Annotated in this window: 13 protein-coding genes; 5 read left to right on the forward strand and 8 right to left on the reverse strand. The window is 71.0% G+C overall.

Features of this window, described 5'->3' with window-relative positions; translation table 11 throughout:
• Positions 1-8: 8 nt before the first annotated feature.
• Together OG494_RS38610 and OG494_RS38615 are read left to right on the forward strand one after the other, a co-directional pair.
• Positions 9-1,154 carry an MFS transporter gene (locus OG494_RS38610; protein ID WP_328447257.1) on the forward strand — a complete coding sequence of 382 codons (1,146 nt, stop codon included), beginning with the start codon at positions 9-11 and terminating at the stop codon, positions 1,152-1,154.
• 33 nt (positions 1,155-1,187) lie between these two features.
• A complete protein-coding gene (locus OG494_RS38615; protein ID WP_328447259.1) occupies positions 1,188-2,684 on the forward strand; it encodes an aldehyde dehydrogenase family protein in 1,497 nt (498 codons plus the stop codon).
• A 95-nt stretch (positions 2,685-2,779) separates the two neighbouring features.
• On the opposite strand, the gene OG494_RS38620 is transcribed toward OG494_RS38615, so the two are convergent.
• Entirely contained in the window at positions 2,780-4,351 is a 1,572-nt protein-coding gene (locus OG494_RS38620) for a GMC family oxidoreductase (protein WP_328447261.1), read from the reverse strand.
• A 172-nt stretch (positions 4,352-4,523) separates the two neighbouring features.
• Here OG494_RS38620 and purS point away from each other — a divergent pair, with 172 nt between their 5' ends.
• Both purS and purQ read left to right on the forward strand, forming a co-directional pair.
• Complete coding sequence (gene purS, locus OG494_RS38625) at positions 4,524-4,763, forward strand: phosphoribosylformylglycinamidine synthase subunit PurS (RefSeq protein ID WP_328447263.1); 240 nt, start codon at positions 4,524-4,526, stop codon at positions 4,761-4,763.
• On the forward strand, positions 4,760-5,437 hold the full coding sequence (gene purQ / locus OG494_RS38630) for a phosphoribosylformylglycinamidine synthase subunit PurQ (protein WP_328447265.1): 678 nt from the start codon (positions 4,760-4,762) through the stop codon (positions 5,435-5,437). Before purS ends, purQ begins: the two co-directional genes overlap by 4 nt.
• 360 nt (positions 5,438-5,797) lie before the next feature.
• Here the strand turns inward: purQ and OG494_RS38635 are convergent, their stop codons facing one another.
• On the reverse strand, positions 5,798-7,543 hold the full coding sequence (locus OG494_RS38635; RefSeq protein ID WP_328447267.1) for an ABC transporter ATP-binding protein: 1,746 nt from the start codon (positions 7,541-7,543) through the stop codon (positions 5,798-5,800).
• Positions 7,540-9,174: an ABC transporter ATP-binding protein gene (locus tag OG494_RS38640; RefSeq protein ID WP_328447269.1), complete on the reverse strand. Its 1,635-nt coding sequence runs from the start codon at positions 9,172-9,174 to the stop codon at positions 7,540-7,542. Before OG494_RS38640 ends, OG494_RS38635 begins: the two co-directional genes overlap by 4 nt.
• Before the next feature lie 288 nt (positions 9,175-9,462).
• On the opposite strand from OG494_RS38640, the gene purL reads away from it, so the two are divergent.
• Positions 9,463-11,769, forward strand: coding sequence for a phosphoribosylformylglycinamidine synthase subunit PurL (gene purL, locus OG494_RS38645; RefSeq protein ID WP_442874336.1), 2,307 nt, complete (start codon positions 9,463-9,465; stop codon positions 11,767-11,769).
• A gap of 80 nt (positions 11,770-11,849) precedes the next feature.
• Here the strand turns inward: purL and OG494_RS38650 are convergent, their stop codons facing one another.
• From OG494_RS38650 to OG494_RS38670, 5 genes are all read right to left on the reverse strand, one after another.
• On the reverse strand, positions 11,850-12,674 hold the full coding sequence (locus tag OG494_RS38650; RefSeq protein ID WP_328447270.1) for a hypothetical protein: 825 nt from the start codon (positions 12,672-12,674) through the stop codon (positions 11,850-11,852).
• Entirely contained in the window at positions 12,671-13,771 is a 1,101-nt protein-coding gene (locus OG494_RS38655) for a pentapeptide repeat-containing protein (protein WP_328459155.1), read from the reverse strand. Before OG494_RS38655 ends, OG494_RS38650 begins: the two co-directional genes overlap by 4 nt.
• Position 13,772: 1 nt before the next feature.
• Positions 13,773-14,708, reverse strand: a complete 936-nt coding sequence (locus OG494_RS38660) for a hypothetical protein (protein ID WP_328447272.1) — start codon at positions 14,706-14,708, stop codon at positions 13,773-13,775.
• A gap of 176 nt (positions 14,709-14,884) precedes the next feature.
• A complete protein-coding gene (locus OG494_RS38665) occupies positions 14,885-15,760 on the reverse strand; it encodes a lysozyme (protein WP_328447274.1) in 876 nt (291 codons plus the stop codon).
• A gap of 195 nt (positions 15,761-15,955) precedes the next feature.
• A complete protein-coding gene (locus OG494_RS38670) occupies positions 15,956-16,771 on the reverse strand; it encodes a lysozyme (RefSeq protein WP_328447276.1) in 816 nt (271 codons plus the stop codon).
• Positions 16,772-16,786: the final 15 nt, after the last annotated feature.

Here is a 16,786-nt window from a genome sequence, read left to right on the forward strand (position 1 = left end):
GTGCTCGCATGTCGTTGTTCACCCATCGCGCCTACTGGCGCTGGTCGGCCGGCGTCCAGTTCGCCCGGCTCCCGGCGACCATGGCGCCGCTCGCGTTCACCCTGCTGACCACGGCCACCACCGGCTCGTACCGGCTCGGCGGCGTGCTGATGTCGGTCTACGTCGTCGCCGAGATGGCCGGCGCGGTGCCGGTCGGGCGGCTGCTGGACCGCGTCGGCGTGACGCGCGGCCTGCCCGCGCTGCTGCTCCTGACCGCCGCCGGCTTCGCGGTGCTCGCCTTCGCCGCGTCCGCCGGCGCGCCGAACGCCGTGCTGCTCGCGCTGGTCCTGCTGCCCGGCGCCACCGCAGGTGCGTTGTCCGGCGGGTTCCGGACGCTGCTCGCGGACACCGTCGACGACGCGCTGCTGCCGCGGGCCATCTCCGTCGACGCGATGCTGCTCGAAGGCGTGCTGATCGGTGGGCCGGCGCTGGTCGCGCTGCTCGACCTGGCCGGTCCGTTCGTCCCGCTCGCCGCGATGGCCGCCGCCTGCGTGGGCGCGGCGGTGCTCGTCCCGCGCCGCGCGGCCGAGCGCGAGCGGGAGGAAGCCGGGCCGGACGTGCCGCCGGTCGGTGTCGGCACCTACCTGCCGTGGCTGTGCTGCGCGTTCACCGTCGGGCTGCTGCTCTCGACGATCGAGGTTGCGCCGCTGCCGCTCGTCCAGCGGCTCGGCGCGCCCGACACGGCCGCGCCGGTGGTGATCGCGGTGCTGAGCGGCGCGAGCATTCTGGGCAGCGCGCTCTACGCGTGGCGCGGCAAGACCGGCGACCCGCGGCTGTTCCTCGGCGGGTTCGTCGTCGGCGGACTCGCCCTCGCGGGCGACTTCGGCTGGCCGGGCCTGATCGGGTCGGTGGCCGTGATCGGCGGCTGCACCGGGCCGCTGGTGGCCGCGACCTCGGTCAACCTGCAGCGACTGCTGCCGAAGAATCGCAGGTCAGCGGGGTTCTCGCTGTCGTTCACGGTGCAGGCGTGCGGCTTCGGGCTCGGCTCGCTGGCGGTCGGCGTGCTGCCGCTGTGGCTCGCTCCGGTGTTCGGTGTCTTTGCTGCGGCCATCGCCGGTGCAATGCTGGTGGCGAAGCCCGTGGGCGCTATTGGCACTACGTCAGTAACGTCGTAACCTGGGCTGAACCTCGACCCGCGGGAGACGCCGATGACTGCCGTCCAGCCTAAGCCGACGTCGCTCGGCGAGACCTTCGACTCGCTGAGCCCGGCGACCGACGAGGTCGTCGGCACCTACCCGGTGCACAGCTCCGAAGATGTCCAGGCCGCCGTCGCGCGGGCGCGCGTCGCGGCGAAGTGGTGGGCTGACCTCGGCTTCGCCGGACGCGCGGAGCGGCTTCGCGCCTGGAAGGGCGTGCTGACGCGGCGGCTGCCGCAGCTGTGCCAGGTGGTGCGCGACGAGACCGGCAAGCCGATCGCCGACGCGCAGCTCGAGAGCGTCCTGGCCATCGAGCACATCGCGTGGGCCGGCAAGCACGCGAAGAAGATCCTCGGCAAGCAGAAGCGCTCGGCCGGCCTGCTGATGTCGAACCAGGCGGCCACCGTCGAGTACCAGCCGCTCGGCGTCGTCGGCGTGATCGGCCCGTGGAACTACCCGGTGTTCACGCCGCTCGGCTCGATCGCGTACGCGCTCGCGGCGGGCAACGCCGTCGTCTTCAAGCCCAGCGAGTACACCCCGGGTGTCGGCAAGTGGCTGGTCGACGCGTTCGCCGAGATCGTGCCGGAGCAGCCGGTGCTGCAGCTGATCACCGGCTTCGGCGAAACGGGCGCGGCGCTGGTCGGCGCCGGCGTCGACAAGATCGCCTTCACCGGCTCGACGGGCACCGGCAAGCGGATCATGGCCGCGGCCGCCGAAACGCTCACCCCGGTCGTCATCGAGGCGGGCGGCAAGGACCCGGTGCTGGTCGACGCGGACGCCGACCTCGACGCCGCGGCCGACGCGACGGTCTGGGGCGCGTTCTCCAACTCCGGCCAGACCTGCATCGGCGTCGAGCGGGTGTACGTCCACGAGAAGGTGCACGACGAGTTCGTCGCGAAGGTCGTCGAGAAGTCGAAGGACGTCCGCGCGGGTTCGGACGAGGCCGCCCAGTACGGCCCGGTGACCATGCCGTCGCAGCTCGGCGTGATCAAGCGCCACATCCAGGACGCCCTGGCCCGCGGCGGCAAGGCGGTGCTGGGTGGCGAGGAGTCGGTCGGGGACCGCTACGCGCAGCCGACGGTGCTGATCGACGTCCCGGAGGACTCCGAAGCCGTCACGGAAGAGACGTTCGGCCCGACGGTGACCATCGCGAAGGTCCGCGACATGGACGAAGCGATCGAGAAGGCGAACAACACGAAGTACGGCTTGGGTTCGACGGTCTTTTCGAAGTCCCGTGGCGTCGAGCTGGCGGAGAAGCTGCGCACGGGCATGACGTCGATCAACGCCCCGCTCTCGTTCGCGGGCATCGCCTCGCTGCCGTTCGGCGGCGTCGGCGACTCGGGCTTCGGCCGCATCCACGGCCCGGAAGGCCTGCGCGAGTTCGCCCGCACGAAGGCCATCGCCCGCCAGCGCTTCACGGCACCGCTGACGCTGACGTCGTTCACCCGCAAGCCGTCGACGGACGCCATGGTCGCCAAGCTGGTGACCATCCTCCACGGCAAGCGCTGACCCGCTCCGGGGTTGTGGACAACTCGTGTCCGCAGCCCCGGAACTGTCGGTAGCCCCCGGTAAACTGGATACCGGGGGCCGCGGCCCGCCCGCCCTCACCGCCCCCGGATGAGGTCCGCCGCCTTCTCCGCCACCATGATCGTCGGCGCGTTCGTGTTCCCGCGCGGCACCACCGGCATCACCGACGCGTCCACCACTCGCAGCCCCTCGACCCCGCGCACCCGCAGCTGCGGGTCGACCACGGCCTGCTCGCCGGTGCCCATCGCGCACGTCCCGACCGGGTGATACAGCGTCTGCGTGTTCTCGCGGATGTGCTCGACGAACTCGGCGTCGGTCAGATCGTGCCGGGTGGGCAGGTACGGCTTGTCGAGGAATCGCTTGAGCGGCCCCGACTTCCCGATCTCGACGAGCGCCTTCAGCCCGGCGATCATCGCGTCCATGTCCTTCGGCTCCGCGTAGTACGCCGGGTCGATTTCCGGCTTCCACAAGGGGTTCGCCGACTTCAGCCGCAGCCGGCCGCGGCTCGCGACGTCCACCACGGTGGCGGCGGAGGTGAACCCGGCGACGTTCGGCTCGCGCAACCCGTTTTCGTAGAACAACGACGGCACGACGTGGATCTGCATGTCCGGTGCGGTCTGACCGTCCACAGTGGAGAAGAACGCACCCGACTCGCCGATGTTCGACGTCAGCGGCCCGCGCTTGGTCAGCTGGTAGCGCACGAGCCCGGCCGGCGTCGCCGCGTCGACCAGGTCGGTGGTGCCGCGGGTGGTCCAGATGATCCCGCAGGCCGGGTGGTCGTGCAGGTTCTCGCCGACGCCGGGCAGCGCGGCGACGACGTCGACGCCGTGTTCGCGCAGGTGCTCGGCGGGGCCGACGCCGGAGACCATCAGCAGCTGCGGCGAGTTGACCGCGCCGCCGCTGAGCAGCACCTCGGTGGACGCGCGGGCCGTGCGCTCGACACCGTTGTCCAAATAGGACACGCCGACGGCGCGGGTGCCCTCGAAGACGATCCGGGTGGCCGGCGCGGACGTCTTGACGGTGAGGTTCGGCCGGTCCAGCGCCGGGCGCAGGTAGGCGTCGGCGGTCGACCAGCGGCGGCCCTTCTTGCAGGTCACCTGGTAGTCGCCGGCGCCGTCCTGGGTCTCGCCGTTGAAGTCGTCGGTGCGCTTGAGGCCCCACGCGACGGCGGAGTCGACCCACGCGCTCGACAGCTCGTGGGTGAACCGGCGGTCCTCGACGTTCAGCGGGCCGTCGGTGCCGTGCAGCGGCCCGCCGAGCCGCTGGTTGCCCTCGGCGCGCTTGAAGTACGGCAGGACGTTGTCCCAGCCCCAGCCTTCGGCGCCGTGGGAATCGCGCCAGCCGTCGTAGTCGGCGCGGTTGCCGCGGATGTAGATCATGGCGTTGATCGACGAACAGCCGCCGAGCATCTTCCCGCGCGGCCAGTACGCGGGCTTGCCGGTGTGCTTCTGCTCGACGGTCTCGTAGTTCCAGTCCCACCGGGTCTTGAACAGCGACGCGAACGCGGCCGGGATGTGGATTTCGTCGGCGGTGTCCTCGGCGCCCGCCTCCAGCAGCAGGACCTGCGCCGACGGATCTTCGGTGAGCCGGTTCGCCAGCACGCACCCGGCGCTGCCCGCACCGACGATCACGTAGTCATAGGAGTCCACGGTGCCTCCACAGCTGTTGGCGCGATGTCAACGACTCATCATGGCGCAGGGGCGCGCCGTCGGCCAGTCTAGGTTTTCCGGTGGCCCTCGACACCTGGGCGGCGGGTCGGCGGACCGGGTGAACTATGCTCGCCGGGTACCCACGACCTGCGTGAATAAGGAGCAGCCTGCCGTGGCCCGAGTCGTCGTCGACGTCATGCCCAAGCCCGAAATCCTCGACCCGCAGGGACAGGCCGCGCTCGGCGCCGCCGGCCGTCTCGGCTTCACCGGGATCAAGGAGATCCGCCAGGGCAAGCACTTCGAGATCGAGGTCGACGACTCCGTCGACGACGCGACGCTCGAGAAGATCGCCGAAGGGTTCCTCGCGAACCCGGTGATCGAGCAGTGGATCATCACGCGGGTCGGCGCGTGAGCGCCCGCATCGGCGTCATCACCTTCCCCGGCACCCTCGACGACGGCGACGCGGCCCGCGCGGTCCGCTACGCCGACGCGGAGGCCGTGCCGCTGTGGCACGCCGACGAGGACCTGCGCGGCGTCGACGCCGTGGTCGTCCCGGGTGGCTTCTCGTACGGCGACTACCTGCGCGCGGGCGTCATCGCCCGGTTCGCGCCGGTGATGACGTCGGTGATCGAGGCCGCGCGGGCCGGGATGCCGGTGCTCGGCATCTGCAACGGGTTCCAGATCCTCTGCGAGGCCGGCCTGCTGCCGGGCGCGATGATCCGCAACCAGGGCCTGCACTTCATCTGCCGCGACCAGTGGCTGCGCGTCGAGAACACCTCGACGGCGTGGACCTCGCGGTACGAGCAAGGTGCCGAGATCCTCATCCCGATGAAGAACATCGACGGCTGCTACGTGGCCGAGCAGTCCACTTTGGACGCGCTGGAGGCCGAGGACCGGGTGGTGTTCCGCTACGTGGGCGGCAACCCGAACGGCTCCCGCAACGACATCGCGGGCATCCGCAGCGAGAACGGCCGCGTGGTCGGGCTCATGCCGCACCCGGAGCACGCGATCGACGCGCTCACCGGCCCGTCGGACGACGGTCTCGGCATGTTCTTCAGCGCGGTGGACGCGCTGGTCAAGGCCTGAGGCTCGGACCGCGGCCGGGCCTCACAACCCGGCCGCGGCGCCGCCCTCCAGCCACGCGTGTCGTCCACCCAGGTACGCGTGTCGTCCACCCAAGTACGCGTGTCGTCCACTCGGGTACGCGTGTCGTCCACTCGGGTACGCGTGTCGTCCCGCCGATCACGTGTGTCGTCCATCCGGGTGCGCGTGTCGTCCACTTGCGTGCGCGTGTCGTCCTGCTGATCACGTGTGTCGACCCTTCAATCACGCGAGTCGACTCTTCAAGCACGGGTGTCGGCGCTTCCCGCACGGCCACCGGCCGGAACTCGCGACCCGAGCGCCGCACTCCCCGCGGGAAGTGCGGCGCTCGGTCGAAGGGGCAGGTCAGCTCGCCGCTGCCACCAGCCGGGCGTACGAACCTCCGGCCGCCAGCAGTGCCGCGTGCGGGCCCAGCTCCGTGATGCGGCCGCCCTCGACCACCGCGACGCGGTCGGCCGCCGCCGCCGTGTGGAGGCGGTGGGCGATCGCGATCACCGTGCGGCCGGCCAGCACGCTGTTCAGCGACCGCTCCAGGTCGCGCGCCGAGCCTGTGTCCAGCAGCGACGTCGCTTCGTCGAGCACCAGCGTGTGCGGGTCCGCCAGCACGACCCGGGCCAGGGCCAGCTGCTGCGCGACCGCCGCCGGCACCGGGTACGCGCCCGAGCCGATCTTCGTGTCGAGGCCGTCCGGCAGGGCCGCGACCCAGGCGGACGCGCCCGCCGACGCCAGTGCGGTCGTCAGCTCGTCGTCCGTCCAGTCGCCGCCGGCGCGGCGGGCCGGCAGGGCCAGGTTCTGCCGGAGCGTTCCCGAGAACACGTGGTGCTCCTGGGTCAGCAGCAGGACCTCGCCGCGCAGGACGTCGTCGGCCAGGGCCGAGACGTCCTGGCCGCCGATCCGCACCGAGCCCGCGGACGGCACCGCGATGCCGGCCAGCAGCCGCCCGAGCGTGGACTTGCCCGCGCCCGACGGCCCGACGATCGCCAGCCGTTCGCCCCGCGGGACGCGCAGGTCGATGCCGTGCAGCACCTCGCGGTCGGCGGTGTAGGCGAACCGGACGCCGTGGACGTCGATGTCCCGCCCGCGCGGCACCTGCGTCACCTTCGGTGTCTCCTCGACCGCGACCTCCCGGACGCCGAGGATCCGGCGCGCCGCGGCGGCCGCGACCTGCAGGTCTTCCAGCCAGAACAGCGCGGAGTTGAGCGGGTTCGCCATCGCCTGCATGTACAGCAGCATCGTGGTGATCACGCCGAGCCCGGCCCAGCCTTGCGAGTAGGCGAGCAGCCCGAGCAGCAGCATGACGGCCAGCGGCAGCACGTAGCTGATCTCCAGCGACGGCAGCCAGCGCAGCTGCAGCGCCCGCATCCGGCGTTCCGCGAGGATGCTCCGGTCCAGGTCGTCGTGGGCACCGGCGACCCGCCGCTCGGTCAGCCCGAGCGCCTCGACCGTGCGGGCGCCCTCCGCCGTCTCGTGGACGCTGGTCGTCAGGTCCGCCCAGCGGTCCAGCATCCACTGCATCAGCGCCGGGATCCGCCGCTGGTACCAGACGTTGACGCTGATCAGCAGCGGCGCCGCGACGAGCAGGCCGAGTGACAGCAGCGGCGACGTCAGCACCATCGCCGCCACCGTGAACACCACGGTCACCGCCGCGACCAGGATCTCCGGCGCGGCGAACCGCGCCGCGTGGTCGATCCGGCCGAGGTCGGTGGTGGCCCGGCTGAGCAGGTCGCCGGTGCCGGCCGCCTCGACGGTGCCGAGCGGCAGCTGCAGCGCCGTGCCGACGAACTCTTCGCGGGTCTCGGCCAGCACCAGCTCGGCGAACACCGCGCCGCGCAGCCGCGCGACCTTCCGGGAGAGGGCCTGCAGCAGCAGGATCACGACGAACACACCCGCCAGCACGTCGACGTGCGTGGTCGTGGTCCCCGCCGCGACGGAGTCGACCAGCGAACCGAGCAGCTGCGGCCCGGCCAGCCCGATCAGCGTGGACCCGGCGAGCGCGCCGAGCAGCAGCGCGCACTCGCGTTTGTGGGTCGCAGCTGTCCGCAACGCCCAGCGGCGGACGTCCCGCCGGGACGCCGTGGGGAGCCGCTTCATACCGTCACTACCTTCGTCGTGAAAACCTCGTCGGCCACATGTGTCCACAAAGGACTCTGGCTGAACACCACCGTCGTCTTGCCGCGGCGCAGCGCCGCGACACGCTCGGTGATGCGTGCCTCCGTGTGCGCGTCGACCGCCGACGTGGGCTCGTCCAGCACCAGGACGTCCGCGTCCACGGCCAGCGCGCGGGCCAGGTTCAGCCGTTGCCGCTGGCCACCGGACACCTCGCGGCCGCGTTCGCCGATCACTTCGTCGACGCCGTCGGGCATCGCCTCGACGATGTCGTCGGCGTCGGCCGCGTACAGCGCTTCGGTGATGTCGACGCCGCTCGGCCGCGCCGGCGTCAGCTGCTCCCGCAGCACGCCGGAGAACCAGATGTCCTGGTTGTGCGCGTACACCACCCGCCGCCGCAGCTCCACGAGCGCGACCTGGTCCGCCCGGACCCCGCCGACCAGCACTTCTTCGCCCGCGGCCGGGTCGGCGAACCGGGCCAGCCGATCGGCCACGGCCTCGCCGCCGGCGCCGAAGTCGACGACCGTCAGCTGCCCGGCCGCGACCCGCACGCCGGACTCGGTGTCGACCAGTTCCAGTGGCCCGTCGGGCAGCCGCACCGGCGTCTCCGGATCCGCCAGCGCGGGTTCCAGTGCCAGCAACGCCACCACCTTCCGCGACGCCACCAGGCCGGACGTGAACGACCCGACCGCCTCGGTGGCCGCGGAAACCGGCCAGATGAGGAACATCGAGACGCCGTAGAACGCCACCAGCTGCCCGACGCTGATGGTGCCGCCCACGGCCAGCCGGGCGCCCAGCCAGGTGATCACCACGGTGACCAGGCCGGGCAGCGCGATCTCCGCCGCGGCCAGCCACGACTCGGCCTTGCCGACCTCGATACCCGCCCGGCGCACCCGCTGGCTGGTCTCGCGGAAGCGGCCGGAGAACCGCCGTTCACCACCGATGCCGCGCAGGATCCGCAGGCCAGACACGATGTCCGCGCCGAGCGCGTTGACCTCGCCGCGCATCTCGCGCTGGCTCGCCTTGCGCTTCTGCAGCGGGGCCAGCAGCGGCCCGATGCCGAGCACCGCGAGCGGCACGCCGACCAGCGCGACCAGGCCGAGCAGCGGCGACGTCGAGACCAGCCAGATCGCGACCACGACGAACGCCAGCAGCGAGCCGAACGCCCGCCCGGCCATCTCGACGGTGTTGCCGATGTGGTTGATGTCGGTCGTGGCGATCGCGACCAGGTTGCCGGTGGTCGTCTTCTCGCGCAGGCCGGCGCCGACGCGCGTGGTGTGCGCCGAGACGAGCCGCTGGGTGGAGCCCGCGCCGTGCAGCCACAGGCCGTAGTTGAGGAAGTGCATCCAGGTCCCGGCCAGGGTCTGGGCGACGCCGAGCGCGGCCGCGGCCAGCGCCCAGCGCCCGACGCCCGCCCCGTCGTGCGCGGTGATGGCGCCGATGCCCTGGCCGATCACCAGGGGCAGCAGGGCGCCCGGCAGCGCCCACACGACGCCGATCGTGGCCGAGCCCAGCACCGTGCCGAGCCGGGCTCGGAACACGGCGAGCAGGAACCGGCTCGCGGTCGGCCGTGCGGGCAGCCGCAGCGGCGGAAGGGGGTATGTGGCGGAAAGCACGATTCCCGACGTTAAGCCGACAACCAGCGGAAGGCGACCGATTTTCGCCCGCCAGCCTGCGGCCGCACCTCCGCTCGGTGGTCACGCACCGGGCCGGTCGCCCGGATGCCGCAGCGCCGGATCAGCCGATCCGGGACCGGAAGAGCTACTCCGCGCGGGCCTTCCGCCGTGGCTCGCGGGTGATCTTCGCCCACTCGGGTTGTCTGCTCCGTCACACCCGGAACGGTGATATCCGGTGGGGCGGCCCAGTGTCCGGGGCACCCGGGCCCGGCACGTATCCTGGCGGCCGTGGCGAACCCTGACACGGACACCGTGACCAGCACCGTTGACACCACCGAGCGGGCCGGGGCGACCCCGGACCACACCCAGCCCTATCGCGAGCTCGGGCTCGCCGACGACGAGTACGCCCGCATCCGGGAAATCCTCGGCCGCCGGCCCACCGACGCCGAGCTGGCCATGTACTCGGTGATGTGGAGCGAGCACTGCTCCTACAAGTCCTCCAAGAAGCACCTTCGCTACTTCGGCGAGACCGCGACCGACGAGATGAAGGCCAAGATGCTGGCCGGCATCGGCGAGAACGCGGGCGTCGTCGACATCGGCGAGGGCTGGGCGGTCACCTTCAAGGTGGAGAGCCACAACCACCCGTCCTATGTGGAGCCCTACCAGGGTGCCGCGACCGGCGTCGGCGGCATCGTGCGCGACATCATGGCGATGGGCGCGCGCCCGCTCGCGGTGGCGGACGCGCTGCGCTTCGGCCCGGCCGACGCCCCCGACACCAAGCGCGTGCTGCCCGGAGTCGTCGCCGGCGTCGGCGGTTACGGCAACTGCCTCGGCCTGCCGAACATCGGCGGCGAGCTGGTCTTCGACCCGTCGTACGCGGGCAACCCGCTGGTGAACGCGCTGTGCGTCGGCGCGATGCGCGTCGAGGACCTGCACCTGGCGTTCGCGTCCGGCACCGGCAACAAGATCATCCTGTTCGGCGCCCGCACCGGCCTCGACGGCATCGGCGGCGTGTCCGTCCTGGCGAGTGACACCTTTTCGGGTGACGAGTCCTCGGGTGGCCGCAAGAAGCTGCCGAGCGTCCAGGTCGGCGATCCATTCACCGAGAAGGTGCTCATCGAGTGCTGCCTCGAGCTGTTCGCGGCCGACCTCGTCGTCGGCATCCAGGACCTCGGCGGCGCCGGGCTGTCCTGCGCGACGTCGGAGCTGGCCGCGGCCGGCGACGGCGGCATGCACGTCTACCTCGACCGGGTTCCGTTGCGCGCCACCGGGATGACGCCGGCCGAGGTGCTCTCCAGCGAGTCGCAGGAGCGCATGTGCGCGGTCGTCTCGCCGGAGAACGTCGAGGCGTTCATGGCGGTCTGCCGCAAGTGGGATGTCATCGCCACCGACATCGGCGAGGTCACCGACGGCGAGCACCTGGTGATCACCTGGCACGACGAGGTCGTCGTCGACGTCCCGGCGCACACGGTGGCGCACCAGGGGCCGGTGTACGACCGGCCGATCGAGCGACCGTCCTTTCAGGACGCTCTGATCGCCGACACCTCGGCGAACCTGCCGCGTCCGTCCACTCCGGACGAACTGCGCGCCGACGTGTTGCGTCTCATTTCCTCGCCCAACCAGGCATCGAAGGAATGGGTGACGTCGCAGTACGACCGCTACGTGCGCGGTAACTCCGTGCTGTCACAGCCGTCCGACTCGGGCATGATCCGGATCGACGAGTCGAGTGGCCGAGGCGTCTCGGTGGCGACGGACTGCAACAGCAAGTTCGTCTACCTCGACCCGTACCGCGGCGCGCAGCTGGCGCTGGCGGAGGCGTACCGCAACGTGGCGACCGGCGGCGCGACCCCGGTCGCGGTGTCGGACTGCCTGAACTTCGGCGCGCCGACCGACCCGGGCGTGATGTGGCAGTTCGAGCAGGCCGTGCACGGCATCGCGGACGGCTGCGTCGAGCTGGGCATCCCGGTCACCGGCGGCAACGTGAGCTTCTTCAACCAGACCGGGTCGACGGCGATCCTGCCGACGCCGGTGATCGGCGTGCTCGGCGTGATCGACGACGTCACCCGCCGCATCCCGACCGGCATCGGCGCCGAAGCCGGCGAAACCCTGCTGCTGCTGGGTGAAACGCACGACGAGCTGGACGGTTCGGCGTGGGCCCGCGAGCTGCACGGCCACCTCGGCGGCGTGCCCCCGAAGGTCGACCTCGCCCGCGAGAAGCTCCTCGCGGACATCCTGGTGGCGGGTTCCCGCGACGGCATGATCTCGGCCGCGCACGACCTGGCGGACGGCGGCCTGATCCAGGCGTTCGTCGAGACCGTCCTCATCGGACAGTGCGGTGCCCGGTTCTTCCTCGACGACGGCCAGGACCCGTTCGTCCAGCTGTTCTCCGAGTCGTCGGGCCGCGTGCTGGTGGCGGTCCCGCGCACCGAGGAGCTGCGCTTCACGGAGATGTGCACCGCGCGCGGCCTCCCCTGGCGCAAGACCGGCGTGGTCGACCCGGAGTCGGGCAAGCTGGAGCTGCAGGGCATCACGGAGTTCACGCTCGACGAACTGCGCGAAGCCTGGGAGAAGACGCTCCCGGCCCTGTTCGACTGACCTGGTAGACCTGGGGACAGCTGACCGGAGGGCACCGATTGTTGTCGGTGCCCTCCGCTAGCCTGGAAAACGGGGGCTGCTCAGGGCAGTTTCGTCCCGTCCGGAAAGGTCGCCTCGCCGAAATCGGGCGGCAGCGCGAACTCGACGCCGTCGAACGTCACTTCGTCGTGCACGGTGAAACCGCGGAAGCCCGTGCCCGAACCGAACTTCGTCCGCACGAACTCGACGGGCCCGTGCATTTCCGCGCCGGTGAAGAACGCCGAACTTTCGAACGACGTGTCCACGAACCGGGCGCCGGTGAAGATCTTCATCTGCTGCCCGCCGAGCCAGGCGATCCGCTTGTGCGCGAGGGTGAACCGTTCGAGCCGGGCACCGGAGAGGTCGAGTGCGTACGCCGGCCCGTCCGGCTCGTCGACGTCCGCCAGCAGGGTCTGGACCAGCTGCTGAGCCGTCCGCCGGACCTGCCGCTCCCGCTCGGCCGCGGCGGAATCCTCGACGACGTCACCGAAGTCCTCGTGGGCGAACGGCAGCCGCAGGTACGCGCACAGCACGTCGAGCACGGTCTGCGCGTAGACGTCGGGCCGGGTCCGCGCGAGCCCGGCCAGCGCGTGCATCGCCCCGACCCGGACCTGGTCGGCCTGGTGCCCGAGCAGTTCGACGGCCTTCGCGAAGCGCTCGTCGGAGATCCGGCCGCGTTCCAGCTCGTGCCGGTCCTCTTCGGTGCGCCGGCGGCGGTCGTTAAGCCACAGCCCGTACAGCGCCGCGACCGCGCCGCCCGCCAGCCCGGCCGTCTTGAGCGCGTCACCCCGGCTGGTCCCGCGGTCGGCGAGCAGCCACACCAGGACACCGGCGAAGATGACGGCGCTGAACAGAAAAGCGGCCACCAGGGGCGAAAAGCGCTTCACTCGGCCACGATCCGCACGCCGCCGTCACGCAGTTTTTCGAGCTTCCAACCGGCCGGCAGCTGAACGTCCTTTTCGGACTGGACGCGCGTGTTGTACAGCGAGACGGACTCGGGCAGCGCGGAGAACCGCAGGTCGGTCTGACCCTCGAAACGGGTTTGGTGCAGATCTAGCGAGCCTGTCGCGCGAACATCCTTGAAGACCGCGTCGCGGGCGAACTCCGCGTCCTTGAAGGTGGTCTCACCCGCGAAGGTCGTCTCGGTGAAGTCGGCGAGTTCGGCGAACCGGGTGCCGCTGAACCAGGCGTGGCTTTCGAAAACCGCGCCACGGCACCGGAAGTTGCCGATCAGGCGCCCCGCGTCGATGCCCGCCGCCGTGAAGTACACCCGGCGGGTGAAGCGGCAGCCGCTCAGGTTGGTGCTGCTGTGCAGCGCCGCGTACCGCAGCACCAACCCGCCGATTTTGCACGCAGAGAGATCGAGGTATTCGACGACCGCCCCGGTCAGGTCGAGGTCGTAGCCCGGGCCGTCCGCCTGGCCGGCGGACGGCAGCAGCTCCCGGATCAGCCGCTGCGCGGTCAACCGGACCTGGAGTTCCTGTTCCTGCTCGGGGGTGCCCCGCCTGGCGTCGCGGTCGTGCCGGTCGACGCCCGACTCGTACCGCGGGTGCTGGAACGGCCGCCGCAGGTAGGAGCACAGCACGTCCAGCACCGTCTGCGTGTACTCCGGCCGGCTTCGCGCGAGCCCCGCCAGTGCGTGCAGCGCCCCCACCCGCACCTGGTCGGCGGCGTGGCCGAGCAGCTCGACCGCCTTTGCGAACCGCTCGTCCGCCACCCGCTCGCGGTCCTGCTCCGCGCGTTGCGACTCGAGTTCGTGACGCTGCCGCTCGATGTCCTGGCGGCGTTCCTCGACGCGGCGGCGGCGGTCGTTCAGCCAGAGCGCGTACAGCGCCACGATCGCGCCGCCGGCCAGGCCGCCGGTCTTGAGCGCGTCACTGCGGCTGGTGGCGGGGTCGGTCAGCAACCAGCCGCCGACCCCGAGCAGCAGCACCAGTGACGCGGCGAACGTCCACGCCAGCGGTGATCGCCACAGCTTCACCAGCTCAGGACACCAGCATGGTGCTGACGCAGAAGCCCTTGTCGTCGAAGTTCGTCGCGCTCAGCGTGCCCTTGACGGACTTGCCCGCGGACGTCCCGGTGACCTGGCCCTCGACGAGGTACTCGTCGTCGGGCACGTCGCCGAGTTCGAGCTGCAGCGGCGACTTGAGGAACGTCTTGAGCCACGAGTCGAGCAGGTCCTTCGAGTCCGAGCAGCCCATCGCGATCGCGGCGTTGTTGTCGCCGGCGTTCAGCTTGTCGATGAAGCCCTGCAGCACGACCTTGCCCTGGCCCGAGCCCGAGCCACCGCCCGGCGTCGAGGCCTTGGTGCTCGGGGTCGTCGACTTCTTCGGGGTGCTCTTCGGCGTCGTCGGCTTGGCCGAGGTGCTCGTGCCCGGGGACGCCACGTTCGTGTTGTCGTCCTTCGAGAGGAAGAACCCGGGTGCCACGAACCCGGTGATGCCCAGGCCGGCCAGCACCAGCACCACGACGGCGCCGACGGCGATCCACATCCCGGTCTTGCTCTGCTTGGGCGGCGCCGGCGGCCCGCCGAAGCCCTGCCCGTAACCACCCTGCTGGTCCCAGCCCGACATCTGGCCGCCGGAGTTCGGGTCCCACGCCTGCTGGCCGTACTGCTGGGCGTTCGGGTCCGCCCACGCCTGCTGCTGCTGCGCGTTCGGGTCGGCCCAGCCCTGCTGCTGCTGCTGGTTGGGGTCACCCCAGCCCTGCTGCGGGTAGCCGGCGGTACCGGGCTGCTGGTAACCCTGCTGGTTCGGGTCCCAGCCCTGCGGGTACTGCTGCGTCGGGTACGGCTGTTGCTGCTGGTTCGGGTCCCACCCGCCCTGCTGGGGATACGGCTGCTGCGGGAAGCCGCCGGACTGCGGCTGCTGGCCGTACGGGTCGGGCTGGCCGGGCTGGCCCGGCTGAGGCGGGTAGGTCATCGGTCATGCCTTCCGGGCGCGGGGTGTTCGTGCGCATCCGACGCCCGGCGGACGCGTGCGGTTCCCCCAGGACGTCGTGAGCAGCATTCTGCAAGCTCGGACGGTACGGCATGAAACCGGCTCCCGGCCGAGACGACGCGAAGTCGTCACGATCCGGGAGCCGGGGGTGGTGCGGGTCAGCCGTTGGCGAGGGCCTGGAGCCGGTCGATGGCACCGTTGAAGGTGTCCTGGTCGAGCGGGCTCGAGGTGTACTGCCAGACGGTGTAGAAGCCCCAGTTGTAGGGCAGGGTGCCGACCGACGACGCGTACCGCGCGACCCACAGCGGGGCCGTGCTGGCGAAGTCGGCGTTGACACACTGGTTCCACCAGCTCTGGGACGTGTAGATCACCGGGTACCGGCCGGTCTTGGCGTGGTAGGTGTCGTGGAAGTCGAGGATCCACGACGTCATCGCCGCCTTGCTCAGCCCGTAACAGGTGGCGCCGTACGGGTTGTACTCCATGTCCAGGGCGCCGGGCAGGGTCCTGCCGTCCCGCGACCAGCCGCCGCCGTGGGCCAGGAAGTAGTTCGCCTGGGCGGCGCCGCTCGCCGTGTTCGGGGTGGCGAAGTGGTAGGCGCCGCGGATGAAGCCCTGGTTGAAGGAACCGTTGTACTGCTGGGCGAAGTACGGGTTGGTGTAGCTCGTGCTTTCGGTGGCCTTGGTCCAGACGAACCGCTTGCCCTGGTTCCACCAGCTCGCCCAGTCGACGTTGCCCTGGTAGCTGGCGACGTCCATGCCGGCCACCGTGGCCAGCACCTGGCCGGGGATGGCCTGGGCGGGTTGCGGCTGCTGCGCCGCTTTCTGCGTGTCCGGCGTCGACTTGTCACCCTCGACGCGCCGGATCTGCGAGCCCATGTCGTGGTTGTGCACGGCGATGTCCGCGTTGATCGCGGACACCGGATCGACCTCGGGGGAGATGGTCGCGGCCGTCGCCTGGACCGTGCTGCCGAGCAGGAGCAGCGTGGCGGGGACGGCCAGGGCAGCGAACAGCCGCCCTCTTCGGGAAGTGGACATCGTTGAATCCCTTCACAGATACCCTCGCTGAGGACGGCTTACTGCAGGTAGCCGCCCGAGCACGATTGTTAGCGACGCACCAGGGGTTTGTCACTCATTTCCGTGAAATTGGGTATACGCGTGGGTGATTTTCCCGGGAAGTTGATCGTCAATTGGTGACTGGTTAACACCTATTACCGCGAACGGCTGAGCCGTTCAGCCGAGTGCGAGCGCCCGCAGACGGGCGGCCGCGCCGTTGAACCAGTTCTGGTCGCCCGGCAGCGTGCCGCGGTCGGCGAACTGCCAGATCGTGTGCACGCTCCAGCCGGCCGGGAGCTCGCCGATGGAGGTGTTGTAGCGGGCGATCCAGAGCGGGTTGGCGCCGAAACCGCCGTTGTTCGCGGTGCACCGCTTCCACCAGCTCGTCGACGTGTAGATCGTCGGGTACCGGCCGGTGGCCGCGCGGTAGGTCTCGGAGAAGTCGCTGAGCCAGCGGACCATTCCGGCGGCGTCCTTGCCGTAGCAGGTTTCGCCGTACGGGTTGTACTCCGCGTCGAGCGCGCCCGGCAGCGTCTTGCCGTCGGCGGACCAGCCGCCGCCGTGGGCCAGGAAGTACTTCGCCTGCGACGCGCCGTCGGAGACGTCCGGCCGGGCGAAGTGGTAGGCGCCGCGGATCAGCCCGGCGTCGTAGGACCCGTTGTACTGCTGGGCGAACTGCGGGTTGACGAAGCCGGTGCCCTCGGTCGCCTTGACGTAGACGAACTTCGCGCCCGCCCCCGCCGCGCCGCCCCAGTCGACCGGCCCCTGGTGGCCGCTGACGTCGTGACCGAGCTGCTGGTCGTCGGCCGCGTACAGCACGTCCGGGAGCGCGTCGATGCCTTCGGCCTTGGCGATCTGCGAACCGGCGTAGTGGTCTTCGGCGCCGTCGTAGAGGTCGACGGCGGTCGCCGGGGCCTGCCCGGCGACCAGGAACACGGCGGCGGCGAGGAGCGGCAACGAACGGCCTCTTCGTAAACGGCCCAGCACCCTCATGCCCCCCACCTGTCC

The sequence above is a fragment of the Amycolatopsis sp. NBC_00438 genome (assembly GCF_036026695.1).
Classification (GTDB): domain Bacteria; phylum Actinomycetota; class Actinomycetes; order Mycobacteriales; family Pseudonocardiaceae; genus Amycolatopsis.

What these genes read in the sequence shown, in the direction of transcription:
- OG494_RS38615 (WP_328447259.1), top strand. Translation starts at nt 1,188, where the DNA reads ATGACTGCCGTCCAGCCTAAGCCGACGTCGCTCGGCGAGACCTTCGAC.
- OG494_RS38665 (WP_328447274.1), bottom strand. Translation starts at nt 15,760, where the DNA reads ATGTCCACTTCCCGAAGAGGGCGGCTGTTCGCTGCCCTGGCCGTCCCC.
- OG494_RS38660 (WP_328447272.1), bottom strand. Translation starts at nt 14,708, where the DNA reads ATGACCTACCCGCCTCAGCCGGGCCAGCCCGGCCAGCCCGACCCGTAC.
- OG494_RS38635 (WP_328447267.1), bottom strand. Translation starts at nt 7,543, where the DNA reads ATGAAGCGGCTCCCCACGGCGTCCCGGCGGGACGTCCGCCGCTGGGCG.
- OG494_RS38670 (WP_328447276.1), bottom strand. Translation starts at nt 16,771, where the DNA reads ATGAGGGTGCTGGGCCGTTTACGAAGAGGCCGTTCGTTGCCGCTCCTC.
- OG494_RS38610 (WP_328447257.1), top strand. Translation starts at nt 9, where the DNA reads ATGTCGTTGTTCACCCATCGCGCCTACTGGCGCTGGTCGGCCGGCGTC.